The 19,882-nt window shown below is 40.4% G+C and carries 15 protein-coding genes and 2 riboswitches; of the genes, 6 read left to right on the top strand and 9 right to left on the bottom strand.

Annotated elements, in window-relative coordinates; all coding sequences use genetic code 11:
- Together AM305_RS11500 and AM305_RS11495 are read left to right on the top strand one after the other, a co-directional pair.
- The coding region (locus AM305_RS11500) for a YadA family autotransporter adhesin (protein ID WP_005826281.1) at positions 1–1,868 on the top strand (1,868 nt) is incomplete at its 5' end.
- Between the two features lie 413 nt (positions 1,869–2,281).
- Positions 2,282–4,753 carry a TonB-dependent receptor gene (locus AM305_RS11495; RefSeq protein WP_005826279.1) on the top strand — a complete coding sequence of 824 codons (2,472 nt, stop codon included), beginning with the start codon at positions 2,282–2,284 and terminating at the stop codon, positions 4,751–4,753.
- Positions 4,754–4,816: 63 nt separating this feature from the next.
- On the opposite strand, the gene fis is transcribed toward AM305_RS11495, so the two are convergent.
- From fis to sixA, 3 genes are all read right to left on the bottom strand, one after another.
- On the bottom strand, positions 4,817–5,110 hold the full coding sequence (gene fis / locus AM305_RS11490) for a DNA-binding transcriptional regulator Fis (RefSeq protein WP_005818589.1): 294 nt from the start codon (positions 5,108–5,110) through the stop codon (positions 4,817–4,819).
- A gap of 6 nt (positions 5,111–5,116) precedes the next feature.
- Positions 5,117–6,085, bottom strand: a complete 969-nt coding sequence (gene dusB, locus AM305_RS11485) for a tRNA dihydrouridine synthase DusB (protein ID WP_005818587.1) — start codon at positions 6,083–6,085, stop codon at positions 5,117–5,119.
- A 216-nt stretch (positions 6,086–6,301) separates the two neighbouring features.
- The gene (gene sixA / locus AM305_RS11480) at positions 6,302–6,790 is read right to left on the bottom strand and encodes a phosphohistidine phosphatase SixA (RefSeq protein ID WP_005826277.1); all 489 of its coding nucleotides are present in this window, start codon (positions 6,788–6,790) and stop codon (positions 6,302–6,304) included.
- Between the two features lie 126 nt (positions 6,791–6,916).
- Between sixA and pyk the strand changes: the two genes are divergently transcribed.
- The 4 genes from pyk (at position 6,917) to groL (ending at position 12,392) form a co-directional block, all read left to right on the top strand.
- Positions 6,917–8,356 carry a pyruvate kinase gene (gene pyk / locus AM305_RS11475; protein ID WP_005826275.1) on the top strand — a complete coding sequence of 480 codons (1,440 nt, stop codon included), beginning with the start codon at positions 6,917–6,919 and terminating at the stop codon, positions 8,354–8,356.
- A 130-nt stretch (positions 8,357–8,486) separates the two neighbouring features.
- A riboswitch (glycine riboswitch) is annotated at positions 8,487–8,577 on the top strand.
- A 2-nt stretch (positions 8,578–8,579) separates the two neighbouring features.
- Positions 8,580–8,675, top strand: a riboswitch (glycine riboswitch).
- A gap of 112 nt (positions 8,676–8,787) precedes the next feature.
- The gene (locus AM305_RS11470; RefSeq protein ID WP_005826271.1) at positions 8,788–10,155 is read left to right on the top strand and encodes an alanine/glycine:cation symporter family protein; all 1,368 of its coding nucleotides are present in this window, start codon (positions 8,788–8,790) and stop codon (positions 10,153–10,155) included.
- A 133-nt stretch (positions 10,156–10,288) separates the two neighbouring features.
- Entirely contained in the window at positions 10,289–10,579 is a 291-nt protein-coding gene (locus tag AM305_RS11465) for a co-chaperone GroES (RefSeq protein ID WP_005818579.1), read from the top strand.
- A gap of 169 nt (positions 10,580–10,748) precedes the next feature.
- On the top strand, positions 10,749–12,392 hold the full coding sequence (groL, locus tag AM305_RS11460; RefSeq protein WP_005826269.1) for a chaperonin GroEL: 1,644 nt from the start codon (positions 10,749–10,751) through the stop codon (positions 12,390–12,392).
- 87 nt (positions 12,393–12,479) lie between these two features.
- Here groL and AM305_RS11455 read toward each other — a convergent pair whose 3' ends face one another.
- From AM305_RS11455 to AM305_RS11430, 6 genes are all read right to left on the bottom strand, one after another.
- Positions 12,480–13,460: a peptide ABC transporter ATP-binding protein gene (locus tag AM305_RS11455; protein WP_005826267.1), complete on the bottom strand. Its 981-nt coding sequence runs from the start codon at positions 13,458–13,460 to the stop codon at positions 12,480–12,482.
- Between the two features lie 12 nt (positions 13,461–13,472).
- Positions 13,473–14,450 (bottom strand): dipeptide ABC transporter ATP-binding protein, encoded by a 978-nt coding sequence (dppD, locus tag AM305_RS11450; protein WP_005826265.1) that lies wholly within the window; start codon positions 14,448–14,450, stop codon positions 13,473–13,475.
- 8 nt (positions 14,451–14,458) lie between these two features.
- Complete coding sequence (locus AM305_RS11445; protein ID WP_005826263.1) at positions 14,459–15,349, bottom strand: ABC transporter permease subunit; 891 nt, start codon at positions 15,347–15,349, stop codon at positions 14,459–14,461.
- A 24-nt stretch (positions 15,350–15,373) separates the two neighbouring features.
- Entirely contained in the window at positions 15,374–16,378 is a 1,005-nt protein-coding gene (locus tag AM305_RS11440; protein WP_005826261.1) for an ABC transporter permease subunit, read from the bottom strand.
- 83 nt (positions 16,379–16,461) lie between these two features.
- On the bottom strand, positions 16,462–18,063 hold the full coding sequence (locus AM305_RS11435; RefSeq protein ID WP_005826259.1) for an ABC transporter substrate-binding protein: 1,602 nt from the start codon (positions 18,061–18,063) through the stop codon (positions 16,462–16,464).
- A gap of 155 nt (positions 18,064–18,218) precedes the next feature.
- Positions 18,219–19,808 (bottom strand): ABC transporter substrate-binding protein, encoded by a 1,590-nt coding sequence (locus tag AM305_RS11430; protein WP_005826258.1) that lies wholly within the window; start codon positions 19,806–19,808, stop codon positions 18,219–18,221.
- Between the last annotated feature and the right edge of the window lie 74 nt (positions 19,809–19,882).

Genomic DNA, 19,882 nt, shown 5'->3' with positions numbered 1-19,882 from the left:
AAAATTTAGGTGAAGTCTTTACCATTGTTGGCGGTTACACCGGCACGGAAGCGAGCGCAAATAACCTACGCACAGTCGTGAAAAATGGTGTGTTAGAAATCCAAATGACGGAAAAACCGGTCTTCACGGAGGTTACGGCTACAGATAAAGTCACCGTTGGCACAGGCAACGAAACGGCGGAAATCACCAAAGACGGCACACGCATTAAAGGCTTGGACGGTAAAACCGCTAACTACACCTTAGACGGCTCAACGATTGATGACGGTCAAGGAAATACCGTAGAAACTACCGCACTTTATAATCGATTTATCGATAAAGACGGTAATTTATCTAACCACAATGCGCGCGGTACAGGTTATCTTGATAGTGATGGCAATGTGGGCGGCTACAATGCCAAAGGCGTTGAGTTAGTGGATATAGACGGTAATGAAGCCGCTTATACCGCTAAAGGTATTGATTATGCTAAAGAGGGAGAAAAAGGAACCGGCACTATCACAGGATTGAAAGATCTTGATGATCAATCACATGGCACAACAGCGGTTAATAAAAACTACGTGGATGGTAAATTTACCAACATTGTGGGTGATGTAACGCATGGCGATGTGAAATTGGATAAAGACGGTAATATCCTTACTAAGGATGAAGTTGCGAAAGATCCAAGCAAAGTAGCGAAAACTATCGAAAATGTGTTAGTGGATAGTGATGGCAAACCAATGTTTGTGACGCATAATGTGGACGGTCGCGGGGAATACATTCAAAATGACATTGCTTCAGCAGTACGCAATATGAATGAGCAAGGTATTAAATATTTCCACACTAACGATGGCACGAACCGTAATCCTGATTTAGATGATGTGTTCAATAAAGAAGACGCAAAAGCCAGCGGTAACCATTCGACTGCGGTGGGTTATCAAGCTCATGCTAAGGGCGAAAGTGCGGTAGCAATGGGAAATAATGCGGTAGCAAGTGACTACTCTATTGCGATTGGTCCAAATGCAAAAGCAACAGGTAAACGCTCTGTTTCTGTGGGTATTGGCAACATTGTTGAAGCGGATAGTTCCGGTGCGTTCGGCGATCCGAACTATATCGATGGCAAAGTGGTAAATGGTCAAGCCTCAGTTTCCGGCAGCTATGCGGTGGGTAACAATAATGTGATCAACTCTAGCAATACCTTTGTACTTGGTAACAATGTAAACAATAGTGGTCGAGTTGATAGCACAGGAAAACCTGTGGCTATGGGCGATACTGTGGAAAATTCAGTGTACCTTGGCGACCGCACAACAGCAACGAAAGGCAATGGCGTTGGTACACGCAACCGTAAAGCGAATGGTGAAGTCGGTCAAACCACGACGGCAGGCGATCGCGGTACGGTAGAGCGCGCTGTAGTAGGGGGTATTACCTATGGTGGCTTTGCCGGCGCAACAGCAAATGGTGTGGTATCAGTGGGGGCTTCAGGTTCAGAACGCCGTATCCAAAATGTTGCAGCAGGTGAAATTTCACCAACCAGCACAGACGCTATTAACGGTAGCCAATTGTATTCAGTTTCCAATACTTTAGCTCAAGGTATCAACAATATGGCGAATGATGTGAATATGAACTTCAAGCGTACGAATAACCGTATCAACGATGTCGATCGTAAATTACGTAGCGGCATTGCAAGTGCGGTAGCAATGGGGTCATTGGCGCAAGCCTATTATCCTGGTAAAAGCCTAGTGACCTTGGGTACTGGGGCATATCGTAACGCCTCTGCGTTAGCAGTGGGTTATTCACGAGTATCGGATAACGGTAAGGTTATAATTAAAGTTTCCGGTAGTGTGAATAATGCCGGACATTACATGGGAGGCGCAAGCGTTGGTTATAGCTTCTGATTGTAGATAATGTAAAAGCGCGGTTAAATTTAGGGCGGTTTATTTTAAACCGCCCAGACTGATGACAAACCCTAAAATCATATTGTCTTAGGGCTGATAATTTTAAATCTCCCCCAGCCCCTCTTTACAAAAGAGGGGGGCTTTCTTGTTAAATTTTGCTTTTATTGTCTAATATTTGCTCGATTTATTCCCCTCTTTGAGCCTCAAGGGGTTAGGGGAGATTTGGCAGAAGCAAAAACGAAGTGAGAGATAAAATTCATCAAATACTTTGTCAGCAATCTAAGGGCGTTATATTTAACGCCCTTTTTCTTATTATCAAACCCATAAAAAAATTAAGCTTTAATTGATTTTATTCTCCTTTTTATTTATTATTCCATAAAAAAAATATGGTTAAATTTATCTAAGGAGACAAAATGAAAAAAAATGCGATAACGCTTTCCATGATTTCGCTTTTTTCTGTATGTGCATATGCAGAAGAAGGGGCGGAACTTGAGGAAATTCAAGTCGAAGCCAAAGTGGCGGAGAGTAACTTGCTGGGAGAACGCCCGAATGTAAGTGATAAGCTGATCGATGGAAAAGTATTCAAACAGAAATCAACAACACTTGGAGATGCTTTATCCAGCGAGCTGGGAATTCATTCTAACCAGTATGGTGGAGGTGCTTCAGCACCGATTATTCGTGGGCAAGAAGGCAAGCGTATCAAGATATTACAAAATAATAGTGATGTGGTGGATATGTCCACTATGTCGCCGGATCATGCGGTAACGGTGGATACAACATTATCAAAACAAGTTGAAATCGTTAGGGGGCCTTCTACCTTGCTATACAGTTCAGGCAATGCAGCAGGGGTAATCAACGTACTTGATAATAAAATTCCGAATTTCATGCCACAGAATGGACTTAAGGGCGAGGTGGGCTTCCGTTTTAATACCAATAACAATGAAAAATTGACCACTGCAGGTGTTACCTTTGCCATTCATCCGAGCATTGCCGTTCATCTTGAAGGTTTATCAAAACAAGCGGGGAACTACAAAACACCACATTATCGTTATGGCACTTATGCAGATAAAAAAGCCTTTAATCGTAGAGAGATGAGCTATCAAAATCTTTCATATGTCCCTGAAAGTTGGGCAAAATCACAAGTCGGCACGGCTGGCATCTCTTGGGTTCATGAAAAAGGCTATCTAGGGCTTGCCTATACCGAGCGCCAAGATAAATATGGATTACCCGCTCATAATCATATTTATGAAGGCTGTGCGGTAAGGATTATTGATGAAAGTGTTAAACAACAATATCCCTATTTATTCCCTTACCCTGAACTTGCTGATGATCTACATCTCTTTTGGGCTAATCCGGGCGTAAATATGGCGGATTGTCATGCCCACGGCTTATCAGCTACGCCTTATGTCGATTTAAAAAGTCAGCGTTACGATTTTAGAGGCGAGATTATCGAACCTTTTAAGTATGTAGATAAATTGAGATTTAACGCAAGCCATGTAAATTATCAGCACGGAGAAATAGAGGGAGAAAAAGCAGCAAATCTCTTTAAAAATAAAGGGCTTACCACTCGTCTGGAATTTGTACATAGCCCAATCGGGAATTTAACGGGAATATGGGGCATTCAATATCTTGAACAAAAAAATAGTGCATTATCCCCAGAGGATTCAGCAACCCACAAACATCGTGGCGTACAGCAGTTACTAAACAATAACAAAATGCAGAACTGGAGTTTATTCGGTTTAGAAAGCTATCAATGGAATGATATTACCTTTGAAGCCTCTGCTCGTTTAGAAAAACAAAAAGTTACCAAAGATTACGATCATGAAAAGGTACGTAATGAGTTTCTCTCTCTTGGATATATTGATAGTAAAAGACCGGAAACAGCTCATGCCATGGATAATTACTATACTTTAACCCAAGCATATAAAGAAACGGCTCGATCTTTTGCGCTAGGTGCGCATTGGGCATTTAAAGAAAATCATAAACTTTCTCTGACTGCTTCGCACCAAGAAAGGCTTCCTAACGCACAAGAGCTGTATGCACACGGTATGCATTTGGCAACAAACTCATTTGAAATGGGTAATAAAGGGCTAAGCAAAGAAAAATCCAATAACCTTGATTTAGGGTTAAGTTATGAAGGCGATAAATTTAGCTATTATTTGAGTGGATTCTTGTACAATTTTGACAACTATACTTATCTCTATACACTTAACTCAGGGAGAGGGCCTGCTTCAATGAAGCAAGATAGCGATTTACGCATTAATCGCTATATGCAAGCTCCTGCTCGATTCTATGGTGTGGAGGTTAATTTTGGTTATCAAGTTACACCAAAACATCATATCAGCCTGTTCGGTGATTATGTAAAAGGTTACTTAAAAGCCCACGATATTCGTACCAGCGATAAAGTAAGTTATGTGGATAATCCAGAGTTTACCAAAGCAGTAGAAAAGCTGATGCAGGAAAATCCGAAAATGAAACCATGGCGAGCAGCGTCTAAAGTCAGAAACGAAATGGGAATTGAGCGCCAAATTCGTGTACAAGAGCCAGCGTATGAAGAGCAACCGAAAATGTACACCCCACGTCTTCCACCAATTCGGGTCGGGGCTCGCATTAAAAGTGATTTTACTGAAAATCTCAAAGGTGAATTAGAGTATTATCATGTCTTTACGCAACATCGCATTTCAAAATTTGAAAATGTCACGCAAGGACATAATATGCTTAATTTAGGGCTTACTTATCAAAACAAATTAGCAAAAGGGGAGTATGAGATCTTCCTCAAAGCGAATAACTTACTGAATGAAGAAGTGTATGCCCATGAAACCTTTTTGCCTTATATTCCTCAAATTGGACGTAATTTCAATATAGGTTTTAACTATAAGTTTTAGGCTAAAAAAACCTCACAATGGTTAGCCCATTGTGAGGTTTGTATAATGAAATAAACAGTCAGATTAACCCATACCGTATTTTTTTAATTTTTTACGTAATGTACCACGGTTGATGCCTAACATCGTTGCTGCTCGAGTTTGGTTACCACGCGTATATTGCATTACCATATCTAACATTGGATGTTCGATTTCAGATAATACTAATTCATATAATTCTGTTGGATCTTCGCCATTTAACTGAGCTAAGTAATTTTTTAATGCTGCTTTAACATTATCACGAAGCGGTTTTACCACTTGTTGAGCTTGTGCATTCAGCATTGTTACTGTTAATGGGTTGTTTACTGGTTGTTCAATCATTTTCCTCTATCCAATTAAAAGAGATTCTACAAAATCTTCCAATGCTTTTATTTGAGCTTTTGTCGTATCTAATGCATTGAAAGTACGTTTAAAATTTGAGCCAGGCAATAAATTCTCACTATACCATCCCACATGTTTACGTGCGATGCGATATCCTTTTTCTTCTCCATAAAATTGGTGAAGATCGGCCACATGCCGTAACATCAAATGGCATTTGTTATCTAACGATAAAGAAGAATATGCTCCATGCTCTAAAAAATCATTCACTTCCTTGAATAACCAAGGGCGACCATAAGCGCCTCGACCAATCATTACAGCATCAGCACCTGTATAATCAAGCACTTCTTTTGCCTTTTCTGCCGAAGTAATATCGCCATTAGCAATAATAGGGATTGAAACAGCTTGTTTTACTGCTTTAATACTTTCGTATTCTGCCACACCCTCAAATAAACAACTTCGTGTGCGACCATGAATCGTCAAAGCAGAAACCCCCGACTGTTCAGCAATGTGAGCAATCTCTAAGCAATTTCGATTTTCCAAATCCCAACCTGTTCTTATTTTTAACGTGACAGGTACATCAACAGCATTTACCACTGCTTTTAAAATGTTTTCAACTAATTTTGGCTCACGTAAAAGGGCAGATCCTGCCATTTTTTTATTGACCTTCTTAGCCGGGCATCCCATATTGATATCAATAATTTCTGCCCCATATGCAACATTTACTTTCGCAGCTTCTGCCATTTCAGTTGGATCTGCTCCTGCAATTTGTACGGCATTTACGCCAATATCACGATGATGTGCTAAACGTAATTTGGATTTTTCAGTATGCCATACATCAGGATTGGTAGACATCATTTCAGAAAAGGTTAAGCCGGCACCTAATTGGCTACACAAACGGCGGAATGGCTGATCAGTAATCCCAGCCATGGGCGCGAGGAAAATACGGCTTTTAAATTCATATTGTCCAATTCGCATATTAACCCTTCGTTTATCTCACGCTTAACCACAAAATAATATCTACACAGATAGCATTAGAAAGCACAAAAAATCATACTTTCGTTTATTTCCTCAACCGATGAATCAGCTTCTTTAGTCAAGGGCGCGTATCATACGCATTTTTTGAGCATTTTGGAAGCCTAAATTTTAGCCAAGTATGAAAAAAAATCAAATTTTTTCACTTTTTGCGATTATTTATGGCTTTTCAACCGCAATCAGCGCTCCAATCATACCATTCCACTCAATTTCCGCTAAAACAGCAGGGTAGAAATGAACACTCTGTTGATATTGCGTTAAATGTTGAACTAGATCAAAAACAAGTGGCAAATGAGAAATCAACAGAACATGCTTTGCCCCCTCGCTTTCAAGAAAAGCTAAATAATCGCTAACTTGTTCTGGTGAACCGCTTGGCGTTATACCGTCCCAAGTTTCAAGCACATTTGCAAAAGACTGGGAAAATCCAACCGCTTGCATCCCCTTTTCAAGTTCACACCAAGTCTCTTGTGTACGTAAATAAGGACTAACAATAATTTTATCTAAGTGATTTTGTTCATTATTTAGCTGTTTACCTAAATAAATCCCTTGTTGATAAGCCATCTGTTTTCCAGCCTCAGTCAGCTTTCTTTGGCTATCGGTAGAAGCATTAAATCCTGCCTCGCCATGACGCATAATCCAGATTTTCATGGTAAATCCCCTTTATTTTTTATTCCCACTCGTATTTTTTAGGCGTATAATGTACGCCGTTTTGTGCAGTTTAACTACTGCAAAAGAAAATTTTTTCAAAATCTAAACTATTCTATGGAGTAATCAATGTCTAGAAAATTAAGAAGAACCAAAATTGTAACCACTTTAGGTCCTGCAACTGACCGTGGCAATACATTAGAAAAAATTATTGCTGCCGGTGCAAATATGGTTCGTATGAACTTTTCTCACGGTGTGCCTGAAGATCATATGGAACGTGCAAGCAAAGTACGTGAAATTGCAGCAAAATTAGGTAAAACAGTTGCGATCTTAGGTGACTTACAAGGTCCTAAAATCCGTGTATCAACTTTCAAAGACGGTAAAATTTTCTTAAATATCGGCGACAAATTTACTTTAGATGCAGATTTACCACGTGGCGAAGGTCATCAAGAAGCAGTAGGTTTAGATTATAAAAATCTACCAAATGATGTTGTTCCGGGCGATATTCTTCTATTAGATGACGGTAACGTTCAATTAAAAGTATTAGCCGTTGAAGGCGTAAAAGTACACACAGAAGTGACTGTTGGTGGTCCATTATCAAACAACAAAGGGATCAACAAATTAGGTGGTGGTTTATCAGCACCTGCATTAACAGACAAAGATAAAGAAGACATCAAATTAGCTGCGAAAATCGGTGTGGATTACTTAGCGGTTTCATTCCCACAATCAAGTGCAGACTTAAACTATGCTCGTCAATTAGCACAAGAAGCAGGTTTAGATGCGAAAATCGTAGCAAAAGTAGAACGTGCTGAAACTGTTGCAACTGAAGAAGCAATGGACGACATCATCTTAGGCGCAGACGTTATCATGGTTGCACGTGGCGACTTAGGTGTTGAAATCGGTGATGCAGCATTAGTTGGCGTACAAAAACGTTTAATCCGCCGTTCACGTAAATTAAACCGTGTTGTTATTACTGCAACACAAATGATGGAATCAATGATCAAAAAACCTATGCCAACCCGTGCGGAAGTTATGGACGTGGCAAACGCAGTATTAGATGGTACTGATGCAGTAATGTTATCAGGCGAAACTGCAAATGGTGATTACCCGGTTGAAACTGTTAAATCAATGGCAGAAGTATGTTTAGGTGCAGAAAAAATGCCTAGCATCAACATCTCTCGTCACCGTATGGAAGGCACATTTGCAAGCATTGATGAAGCAGTAGCAATGTCTGCAATGTACACTGCAAACCACTTAGAAGGCGTTTCTGCAATTATCGCATTAACTCACTCAGGCGAAACAGCAAAACTAATGAGCCGTATCAGCTCTGGTTTACCAATTTATGCAATGTCTCGTAACCAACGTGCGTTAAATCGTTGTGCATTATACCGTGGTGTAACACCGGTATTCTACGATGAAGAAAGCCGTACTATTGATGGAGCGAAAAAAGCGATCTCATTATTAAAAGAACAAGGTTACTTATTAAGTGGTGACTTAGTACTTCTTACTCACGGCGATGAGTTAAAAGAAGGCGGTACAAATACTTGCCGTATCTTAAAAGTTGAATAATTTATTCTAAATAATTTAAACCCACGTAATTACTCATGTAGCTACGTGGGTTTATTTTTTTCTATAATGCTTGACGAATCCAAAAGAGTTGATAGAATTTCCTATCTCTTTTTTAAAAGAGAATGTTCGGATGAAGGTAGCTGGAGAGAAATGAATTAACATTTCACCGACGAGGTAAACTCTTTCAGGTGCATTTTATATGCGAGGACTGTTACTGGACGAACCCTTGGAGAGATCCAGTCTGCTGATGCAGAAAATGGACGCCGAAGGCGAAAATATTAGGCAACTAATGTGAAACGCTCAGGCAAAAGGACAGGGGAGAAAAGTTTTATCTTAACAAGCGGTCATATTTTGCAAAATTTTTGCATTTTCTTACCGCTTGCATTTCGCTTTTCTTTCCTTGTAAACCGAATTTACGAGGAATTATTCAAATGTCAATCGACACTATTTTAAGTCAAATCAGTAGTTTTATTTGGGGTGCTCCCCTACTTATTCTTCTTTCTGGCGTGGGAATTTATTTCACTCTGGCATTAAAAGGCATTCAGATTTCACAATTATTACGTGCTTTTATCTATATGTTTAAGCCGGAAAAAAGTGAAGGGCAAACAGGCGATATTTCTGCATTTGCTTCACTTTCCACGGCTCTTGCAGCAACCATCGGAACAGGTAACATTGTTGGTGTAGCAACCGCAATTCATTCGGGAGGTCCGGGCGCATTATTCTGGATGTGGCTTATCGCTTTATTCGGCATGGCAACAAAATACTCAGAAGGATTATTAGCCATCAAATTCAGAGGTCGAGATAAAGATGGCTTTATCGCAGGTGGCCCCATGTACTATATCGAAATGGGTATGGGCAAAAATTGGCGCTGGTTAGCCAAAGCCTTTGCATTCTTTGGTGTCTTAGTTGCCTTAGTGGGAATTGGTACATTCCCACAGGTAAACGGTATCACGCACTCTTTAGAAGCAACTTTTGATATTCCTATCGTGTTTAGCGCCATCGTACTAACTCTTATTGTGATTGCTATTATTTTTGGTGGTGTAAAACGTATTTCTAAAATCGCAAGTGTGATCGTGCCATTTATGGCAGTTTCTTATGTGATTGCATCAGTGAGCGTTTTAATTTTAAATGCTGAAAAATTGCCGGATACCATTCTCTTAATCGTTCATGCGGCATTTGATCCTCAAGCGGCTTTAGGCGGTGCAGTTGGCTTTACCGTTATGCAGGCAATTCAACTCGGGGTAGCACGAGGAATTTTCTCTAACGAATCCGGCTTAGGTTCAGCCCCTATTGCAGCGGCAGCTGCACAAACGAAAGAGCCGGTTCGCCAAGGGCTGATTTCTATGACAGGAACATTCTTAGACACCATTATTGTATGCACGATGACTGGACTCGTTATTGTGCTTACAGGCACTTGGTCTGGTCAAACACAAGGGGCAGAATTAACAACACAAGCCTTTACACAAGGTTTAGATAGCTCATTTGGTGCTATCGTTGTTACCGTAGGGCTAGTTTTCTTTGCTTTCACAACGATTCTTGGCTGGTGCTATTATGGGGAACGTTGCTTTGTTTATTTAACAAATGGACGAACAAAAGGCATTAAATTTTACCGTATCCTTTTTGTTGCATTAATTGCTTCAGCGCCATTCTTAGAACTCAAAACGATTTGGACCATTGCTGACATTGTGAATGGTTTGATGGCTTTCCCTAACTTAATTGCGCTTATCGCTTTACGTAAAGTGATTATTGAGGAAACAAAAAGCTATTTCTTCCGTTTGAAAAAGGGAGAAATTATGTAATCACTTAAAAACACGCCACTCGGCGTGTTTTTTTTCATTTTTCTCTTGAAAATCACTTTCCTATCCCCAATCTAGCAAAATGTTACGCTTATAAGCGTAAAGTATTTTATTTTTAACTCAGAGGATAACAATTATGGCTCTTCGTCCATTACACGATAAAGTAATTTTAAAACGTGAAGAAGTTGAAACTAAATCTGCAGGCGGTATCGTTTTAACCGGTTCTGCGGCAACAAAATCAACCCGTGGTAAAGTCATTGCCGTTGGTACTGGTCGTATTTTAGAAAATGGCGCAGTGCAAGCTTTAGCGGTTAAAGTTGGCGATACGGTTATTTTTAACGAAGGTTATGGTGTGAAATCAGAAAAAATTGATGGTGAAGAAGTGTTAATTCTTTCTGAAAACGATATTTTAGCAATCGTTGAATAACATTTTCCTCTCCCCCGTTTACGGGGGAGAGACAGACAAAATTGCGTTCAGCAATTTTGGCAGAGAGAGGGGAATTATGCCCTCTCCCTCCGAAAATTCTTCGAATTTTCTCCACCCTCTCCCGTAAACGGGAGAGGGAAAAATAAAACTAATTTATAGGAACATAAAAATGGCAGCAAAAGACGTAAAATTTGGTAATGACGCTCGTGTGAAAATGTTAAAGGGCGTGAATGTATTAGCAGATGCAGTAAAAGTAACGTTAGGCCCGAAAGGTCGTAACGTGGTATTAGACAAAGCCTTTGGCGCACCAACGATCACTAAAGACGGTGTATCTGTTGCTCGTGAAATCGAATTAGAAGATAAATTCGAGAATATGGGCGCGCAAATGGTTAAAGAAGTGGCATCTAAAGCAAATGATGCAGCAGGTGACGGTACAACTACTGCAACTGTACTTGCCCAAGCTATCGTAAACGAAGGCTTAAAAGCAGTTGCGGCAGGTATGAACCCGATGGATTTAAAACGTGGTATCGATAAAGCCGTAGCAGCAGTTGTTGAAGAGTTAAAATCGCTTTCTAAACCATGTGAAACGTCAAAAGAGATTGAACAAGTTGGTACGATTTCTGCAAACTCAGACAGCACTGTGGGTAAATTAATTGCTCAAGCAATGGAAAAAGTGGGCAAAGAAGGCGTGATTACTGTTGAAGACGGTACAGGCTTAGAAGATGCGTTAGATGTGGTTGAAGGTATGCAATTCGACCGTGGTTACTTATCGCCATATTTCATCAATAAACCAGAAGCTGGCACAGTAGAATTAGAAAATCCATACATTCTTTTAGTAGATAAGAAGATTTCAAATATCCGTGAAATTCTGCCAGTGTTAGAAGCGGTAGCAAAAGCGGGCAAACCGTTATTAATTATCGCAGAAGATATTGAAGGCGAAGCGTTAGCAACTTTAGTTGTGAACACAATGCGTGGTATCGTGAAAGTGGCTGCGGTTAAAGCACCAGGCTTTGGTGATCGCCGTAAAGCGATGTTACAAGATATTGCGATCTTAACTGCGGGTACAGTTATCTCTGAAGAGATCGGTATGGAACTTGAAAAAGCGACTATCGAAGAGTTAGGTCAAGCAAAACGTGTGGTGATTTCAAAAGACAATACCACTATCATTGACGGCGTTGGCGATGAAGCACAAATCAAAGCTCGTGTGGCACAAATTCGCCAACAAATCGAAGATTCAACATCAGACTACGACAAAGAAAAACTACAAGAGCGTGTGGCTAAATTAGCCGGTGGTGTTGCGGTAATTAAAGTAGGCGCAGCAACTGAAGTTGAAATGAAAGAGAAGAAAGACCGTGTAGATGATGCCCTTCACGCAACTCGTGCAGCTGTGGAAGAAGGTATCGTTGCAGGCGGTGGCGTGGCATTAGTGCGTGCGGCAAGCAAAGTGGCTGATGTAGTGAAAGGCGATAACGAAGAACAAAATGTAGGTATTCGTTTAGCACTTCGTGCAATGGAAGCACCACTTCGCCAAATCGTAACAAACGCAGGTGAAGAAGCCTCTGTTGTGGCTCGTAACGTAAAAGACGGCAATGGCAACTACGGCTATAATGCAGCAACCGAACAATACGGCGATATGTTAGAAATGGGTATCTTAGATCCAACCAAAGTAACCCGTTCAGCATTACAATTTGCGGCATCTATCGCAGGTTTAATGATTACTACTGAATGTATGGTAACAGATCTACCAAAAGAAGAAAAAGCTGACCTAGGCGCTGGAATGGGCGGTATGGGTGGCATGGGCGGAATGATGTAATTCTCCCTCCATTTAAAAAGCCATTAGGATTATTCCTAATGGCTTTAATTTTTTCACAAATCAGTAGGTTACAATTTTCTTTTCTCACTATACCACTTCAAAACAAGCAATTTTTCGACCGTCTGCATAGGTTTCTAATTGCGGTTGTTCAATGCGGCAGCGTTCTGTGGCAAATCGACAGCGTGCATGGAAAGCACAACCCTTTGGTGGGTTAAGCGGGCTTGGGAGTTCGCCCGTTAATTTGATGCGCTCTTGTCGCTCTTCATGATTTAATTTTGGTGTAGCCGAAAGTAAAGCTTGTGTATAAGGGTGTTTAGGATTTTCAAAAATTTCGTTTACATTGCCTTGTTCCACACATCTGCCCAAATACATAACCATCACTTCATCTGCAATATGTTTTACCACCGATAAATCGTGAGAAATAAAGACATAAGAAAGTCCCATATCTTCTTGTAAATCCATCATAAGGTTTAACACTTGCGCACGTACAGACACATCTAATGCCGAAACAGGCTCATCCGCTACCACAATATCCGGCTGTAACATCAGGCCTCGAGCAATAGCGATACGCTGGCGTTGTCCGCCTGAAAACATATGCGGATAGCGGTCATAAAACTCCGGTTTTAACCCCACTTTTGCCATCATTTCCAACACTTTTTCTTTGCGTTCCTTAGCAGAAAGATCGGTATTGATAAGCAGTGGTTCTTCTAAGATGTCGCCCACTTTTTTGCGTGGATTTAAAGAACTGTATGGGTTTTGGAACACAATTTGAATTTTCTTACGGCGTAAAGCGGCGGTCTCTTTATCATTGACCAGAAAATTTTGTCCGTTATAAAAAAGCTCGCCTTCTGTGGGCTGTTCAATCATGGTAAGCATACGCCCAAGGGTTGATTTTCCACAACCTGATTCGCCAACCACCGCAAGGGTTTTGCCACGTTCGAGCGTAAAAGATACACCATCAACGGCTTTTACCAGCTTCGGTTTTTTGAACATGCCTTGCTTAACGGGATAGTATTTTTTTAGATTTTTTGCATCAAGAAGCGGTGAATTTTGTTCTGTTTTTTGCATATTTTTCTCCGATTAAGCAGGTAATCCTTCCGCATTAAGCGGAGTATGACATTTTACTTGTCTGCCATTGACCATTCGTAGTTCAGGCTCTTGTTGTCGGCATTGCTCTGTTGCATACGGGCAACGAGGATTTAACAAACAGCCTTGTGGACGGTCGTATTTCCCCGGCACAACGCCCCGCAACGATTGTAAGCGCGATTTTCCTTCGGCAAATTCCGGTAAGGCTTTTAAGAGCGCTTGGGTATAAGGGTGTAGAGGCGATTTAAAGATTTCCTCTGCTTTTCCTTCTTCAACCACTTGCCCTGCATACATCACAATAATGCGGTGAGCCGATTCTGCCACTAACGCAAGATCGTGGGTAATTAAAATGAGCGCCATGTTTTCTTTGCGTTGTAATTCAAGCAGAAGATCAATAATTTGTGCCTGAATAGTAACGTCTAAAGCGGTTGTTGGTTCATCGGCAATCAATAATTTAGGATTGCAAGCAATCGCCATAGCAATCATGACACGCTGGCTCATACCGCCAGAAAGCTGGTGCGGATAAACCTCTAAACGGGAAGTGGGATCGGGAATTCCAACCATGGTTAAAAGTTCAATCGCACGTTCACGGCGAGAGGCTTTTGAGCCGCCTTGATGCACTTTTAAGGCTTCCATAATTTGGTAGCCTACGGTATAGCTTGGATTTAAGCTTGTCATTGCATCTTGGAAAATCATGGAGACATCGGCGCCCACGATTTTTTGTTTTTCTTTTGGTTTTAATGCCAGCAAGTCGTTACCATTAAAGGTTAAATTTTCCGCCATTACTCGCCCCGGGAAATCAATCAGCCCCATAATGGCAAGCGAGCTTACCGATTTACCTGAACCCGATTCGCCAACAATGCCCAATACTTCGCCTTCGTTTACCGTGTAGCTAATGCGATCAACGGCTTTAAATGGCGCTTTTTCACTTCCGAAATGGACGGAAAGATTTTTCACTTCTAATAAACTCATCTTTCCTCCTATTGTTTGAGTTTTGGATCAAGGGCATCACGTAAGCCATCGCCCATTAAGTTAAAGGCAAGCACTAAAGATAAAATCGCTAAGCCCGGGATAGTCACTAACCAGTTTGCCGATTGCATAAAGCCTCGAGATTCAGCAAGCATTGTGCCAAGTTCCGGTGTTGGTGGTTGAGCGCCAATACCTAAGAAACCGAGCGCCGCCAGTTCTAAAATGGCATTAGAGATCCCCATAGTCATTTGTACGATAAGCGGTGCTAGGCAGTTTGGTAAAATAACGATAAACATTAATCGCCATACATTTGCACCCGCAACACGTGAGGCAACCACGTAATCACGATTCTTTTCACTCATCACTGAAGCACGTGTTAAACGTACATAGCTTGGAATTGAGACTATCGCAATCGCAATAGCAGCATTCATCAGTGAAGGCCCAAGAATCGTTACCACACCAATGGTTAATAAAAGGCTTGGTATAGCAAGCATGATATCCACAAATCGCATAATGAGAATATCCAGCGTGCCACCATAGTAACCAGCCAATAAGCCTAAAATGACACCTAAAACACAAGACATAACAACGATAAGTAAACCAATAGAGACGGAAAGTCTTGCGCCGTGAATAATACGAGAAAGGATATCTCGTCCAATATCGTCTGTTCCTAAAATATAGCTTGCATTACCACCTTCAAACCACATTGGGGGAAGTAGCAATGCTGAACGATTTTGTGTAATCGGATCAAAAGGTGCGACCCATTCGGCAAAAATTGCCATAAAAAGCACAATAACAATAAAGGCTAAGCCAATAACTGCCCCTCTATTTTGACAGAAATAGTACCAAAACTCTTGCAGTGGCGTTTTAGGTACGGGCGCTGAAAGTGTTGTTGAGGACATTAAAAAATCACTCCTAAATGTTTATTAAGTATGGCGAATACGTGGATTTACGATGCCATAAACGACATCAACAAGTAAGTTTACTAAGATGATGATTGTCGCAATAATCAATACCGAGCCTTGTAATACCGGGTAGTCTCGTGCGTTAATCGCGTCAATAACCCATTTACCAATACCCGGCCATGAGAAAATGTTCTCTGTTAATACAGCACCGGAAAGAAGTTGCCCCACAATTAAACCTACCACTGTAACGACAGGAATCAAGGCATTACGTAATGCGTGAATAATCACGATACGGGTTGTGCTTAGCCCTTTAGCTTTTGCGGTACGGATATAATCTTCGCCTAACACTTCTAACATGGAAGAGCGAGTCATACGAGTAACAACTGCTAAAGGAATTGTACCAAGTACGATTGACGGTAGAATTAAAGATTTGATAGCGGCAATAAATGCCCCTGGTTCATCTGAAACCCAAGTGTCATAAAGCATAAATCCACTATTAGCTTCAATCCAAAATTCTGAAGGTAAACGCCCCGAAGCCGGCAAACCAAGTGGCGTTGAGAAATAGAGAATTAAAATTAGCCCCCACCAGAAAATCGGCATAGAATAGCCTGTTAAAGAGAGTGTTGTTACAACGTGGGAAATCCAAGAGTCTTTTTTTACTGCGGCAATCACACCTAAAAAGATTCCCAAAATTAAAGACCATAACAAAGCAAAAAAAGCGAGTTCAACGGTCGCCGGAAAGAGGGTAAAAAATTCTTTTAAGACGGGTTCGTTATTACGAAACGAATTGCCTAAATCGCCTTGTAATACGCCTTTAATATAGTTGAAATACTGCTCTGGCAGCGGTAAATCCAGTCCGAGTTGCGCCATCATTTGGGCGTGAACCGCAGGATCTAATCCTCGTTCTCCCATGCGGATTTCAATCGGATCCCCCGGAATAAGATGCACCAATGCAAAGGTAATCAAAGTAATCGCAATAAAAGTCGGAATGACCATTAAAATGCGTTTTAAAATAAATGAAAACATAGTAAATAATAATTTTGTAAAAAATATAGCGATTTTAACCGCTTGTTGAAAAGGTGGCATATATTATGCCACCATCAAAATGGTTATTTTGTTTCCACAAAATCAACATGGTAGAAATTGTGTAAACTGAACGGGCTCACTTTATAACCTGAAATTTCCTTACGAATTGGGAAATAGGTTGTTGAGTGTGCAATCGTTACCCATGGCGCTTGTTCTTTAAAGAGAACTTGAGCCTTTTTATAAAGTTCGGTACGTGTTGCTTTATCTGTGGTTTGTACCGCATCTGTGACGAGTTTATCAAAATCTTTGTTACAGAATTTTGCATAGTTCGCCCCGGCTTCTACAGCTGCACAACTTAATAGTGTATTGAGGAAGTTGTCTGGGTCACCATTATCGCCGTTCCAACCCATCATTCCTGTTTTGTGTTCACCATCACGTTGACGTTTGATATATTCGCCCCATTCGTAGCTAACAATTTTTGCATTCACGCCAACTTTTTTCCAATCTTCTTGGATCATTTCAGCCATACGGCGTGCATTTGGGTTATACGGACGAGAAACCGGCATTGCCCATAAATCTGTTTCAAAGCCATTTTCAAAGCCTGCTTCTTTTAATAGCGCTTTTGCTTTTTCCGGGTTGTAGTCGTAATCCACTACGTCATTGTTATAGCTCCACATTGTTGGTGGAATTGGGTTTTTCGCTTTTTCGCCTGCACTTTGGTAAACGGACTTGATAATCGCATCTTTATTAATTGCATAGTTTAAAGCTTGGCGAACTTTAACATTATCAAAAGGCGCTTTTTGTGTATTAAAGTGTAAATAGCCGATATTTAAACCTGCTTGGCTCATTACATTGATATTTGGATCTTTTTGTAATGCATCTAAATCAGCCGGATTTGGATAAGGTGCTGCATGACATTCGCCTTTTTGTAATTTTGCCATACGTACTGAAGCATCAGGCGTAATCGCAAAGACTAAGCGGTCGATTTTTGCTTTTCCTTCCCAATATTGCTCAAAGGCTTTATAGCGTACTTGGGAGTCTTTTTGATAATCTACAAATTGGAAAGGACCTGTTCCTACCGGATTTTGGTCAAGTTTTTCCGGTGTGCCTGCTTTCGCTAATTGATCCGCATATTCTGCTGAGAAAATAGAAGCAAAATCCATCGCTAAATTTGCTAAAAATGGTGCATTAGGCACTTTTAAGCTAATTTTAACCGTGTAATCATCAACTTTTTCTACTTTATCAATGATATTTTGCATATCCATGCTGGTGAAATACTCATAATTTCCACCGGATACTTTGTGGTATGGGTGTGAAGAATCTAATTGGCGATTAAATGAAAAAACAACGTCATCAGCATTAAAATCACGGCTTGGCTTAAAATTTTTCGTTGTATGGAATTTTACGCCTTTACGTAAATGAAAGACGTAGGTTTTACCATCTTCAGAAACGTCCCATTTTTCAGCTAAAGAAGGGATCACATTTGTGCTACCGCTTTCGAAATCCACAAGACGGTTAAAAATAGTTTGACCAATAGCATCAAATGTTCCACCATCTGTGGCAAATTGTGGGTTCATGTAAGTCGGCGATGCTTCTAAACAGTAAACAAATGTTTTTGGCGCAGCCACTGCTGTTGCAGAAGCAAGTGCTAAACTGATTAATGAAAATTTCGCTAGTTTTTTCATAGTTCACTCCCAAAGTGTTATACATAATAATGAAAGATTTATTGAATATACTTATTTTTAACTTAACATCAAGCTATTTAAAAGAAAAGCGGTTAAATTTCATGGAAATTTTGCAAAATTCCACAGAAATTTAACCGCTTATCAAAAAATAGAGGCTATTCTAATTCGACTCCATAGAAATTATGTGACATAAAAGGGCTTACCACATAATTACGTACTTCCTTACGAACAGGGAAATAAGTTGTCGAATGCGCAATAGGTAACCATGGTGCCTGCTCATGGGCGATCACTTGTGCCTTTTTGTACATTTCAGCGCGTTTTTCCTTATGAGATTCTTGTGCCGCTTTCGTGACTAATTCATCATATTCTTTATGACAAAAATGCGCATAATTCGATCCAGCTTTAACCGCATGGCAACTGAGCAAGGTATTTAAGAAGTTATCAGGATCGCCATTATCGCCAGTCCAGCCCATCATGCCTGTCGTGTGCTCGCCGTTTTCCATACGTTTGAGGTATTCGCCCCACTCGTAACTCACGATTGTGGCATTTACGCCGATTTGCTTCCAATCTTCTTGGATCATTTCAGCCATGCGGCGTGCATTTGGATTGTAAGGGCGCGCAACCGGCATTGCCCAGAGTTCTGTTTCAAAACCATTTTCAAAACCCGCTTCTTTCAATAAGGATTTTGCTTTTTCCGGATTATATTCATATTCAGGAGTTTCATCATTGTAACCCCAAATTGTAGGTGGCATTGGATTCTTCGCAACCATGCCCGTGCCTTGATAAACGGATTCTAAAATCGCCTTCTTATTTACCGCATAATTTAAGGCTTGACGAACTTTTTGGTTATCCAACGGTTTTTTATCCATATTCATCGTGATATAACCAATATTCAAGCCTGATTTAGTAAGCAAATTTAAATGATCATCTTTTTTCATTTGTTCAATGTCCGCCGGATTCGGATACGGCATTGCCTGACATTCATTTTTCTGCAATTTCGCATAACGCACCGTAGCATCTGGCGTTACACTAAAGACAAGACGATCAAGTTTAGAGCGACCTTGCCAGTATTGTTCAAAGGTTTTAAAGCGAACATAAGCATCTTTTTGGAAGCCTGCAAACTCAAAAGGACCTGTCCCAATCGGCTGAGTATCAACTTTTTCCGGTGTTCCTGCTTTTAACATCTGATCAGCATATTCCGCTGAGAAAATGGAAGCAAAATCTATCGCGATATTTGCAAGGAAAGGGGCATTTGGTACTTTAAGTACAAACTTTACTTTGTGATCATCAATTTTTTCGATTCGCTCAATGATATTTGGCATATCCATGCCTAAAAAGAATTCATAACTTCCACCTGATACTTTATGGAAATAATGATCCTTATTTAGCTGACGGCTGAAAGAAAAAATTACATCATCTGCATTAAAATCTCGGGTTGGTGTAAATTCTTTATTTGAATGGAACTTTACGCCTTTACGTAGGTAGAAAGTATAGATTTTGCCATCTTTAGATACATCCCATTTTTCGGCTAAAGAAGGGATTAAATTTGTTGTGCCACGTTCAAAATCCACTAAGCGATTATAAAGTGCTTGAGAAGTATCTAAAGTCGCCCCGTCTGTCCCAATTTGAGGATTAAGATAAGCTGGCGAGGCTTCAATACAATAGGTAAATGTTTTTGGTGTTGCAAATGTTGCACCTGAAAAGGCAAGTAAAGTGAGTAAAGAAAGTTGTGAAAGCTTTTTCATGTCATTCCTGTTATAAATTAAATTTTATAACTTGGAGTTTACTTTCACTCTCTAAAATGATCAACGTCTAGAAA

This window comes from Actinobacillus minor NM305 (assembly GCF_000175195.1).
Taxonomy (GTDB): Bacteria; Pseudomonadota; Gammaproteobacteria; order Enterobacterales; family Pasteurellaceae; genus Haemophilus_A; species Haemophilus_A minor.
Note: the sequence above shows the minus strand (reverse complement) of the source record. Positions and strands in the feature narration are given on the sequence as shown.

Bases quoted from the DNA above. Each gene is read 5' to 3' on its own strand.
- dppD (WP_005826265.1), bottom strand. From the start codon at position 14,450: ATGAGTTTATTAGAAGTGAAAAATCTTTCCGTCCATTTCGGAAGTGAA.
- groL (WP_005826269.1), top strand. From the start codon at position 10,749: ATGGCAGCAAAAGACGTAAAATTTGGTAATGACGCTCGTGTGAAAATG.
- fis (WP_005818589.1), bottom strand. From the start codon at position 5,110: ATGATTGAACAACCAGTAAACAACCCATTAACAGTAACAATGCTGAAT.
- AM305_RS11495 (WP_005826279.1), top strand. From the start codon at position 2,282: ATGAAAAAAAATGCGATAACGCTTTCCATGATTTCGCTTTTTTCTGTA.
- AM305_RS11445 (WP_005826263.1), bottom strand. From the start codon at position 15,349: ATGTCCTCAACAACACTTTCAGCGCCCGTACCTAAAACGCCACTGCAA.
- AM305_RS11455 (WP_005826267.1), bottom strand. From the start codon at position 13,460: ATGCAAAAAACAGAACAAAATTCACCGCTTCTTGATGCAAAAAATCTA.
- AM305_RS11435 (WP_005826259.1), bottom strand. From the start codon at position 18,063: ATGAAAAAACTAGCGAAATTTTCATTAATCAGTTTAGCACTTGCTTCT.
- AM305_RS11430 (WP_005826258.1), bottom strand. From the start codon at position 19,808: ATGAAAAAGCTTTCACAACTTTCTTTACTCACTTTACTTGCCTTTTCA.
- pyk (WP_005826275.1), top strand. From the start codon at position 6,917: ATGTCTAGAAAATTAAGAAGAACCAAAATTGTAACCACTTTAGGTCCT.
- AM305_RS11440 (WP_005826261.1), bottom strand. From the start codon at position 16,378: ATGTTTTCATTTATTTTAAAACGCATTTTAATGGTCATTCCGACTTTT.
- dusB (WP_005818587.1), bottom strand. From the start codon at position 6,085: ATGCGAATTGGACAATATGAATTTAAAAGCCGTATTTTCCTCGCGCCC.
- sixA (WP_005826277.1), bottom strand. From the start codon at position 6,790: ATGAAAATCTGGATTATGCGTCATGGCGAGGCAGGATTTAATGCTTCT.
- AM305_RS11470 (WP_005826271.1), top strand. From the start codon at position 8,788: ATGTCAATCGACACTATTTTAAGTCAAATCAGTAGTTTTATTTGGGGT.
- AM305_RS11465 (WP_005818579.1), top strand. From the start codon at position 10,289: ATGGCTCTTCGTCCATTACACGATAAAGTAATTTTAAAACGTGAAGAA.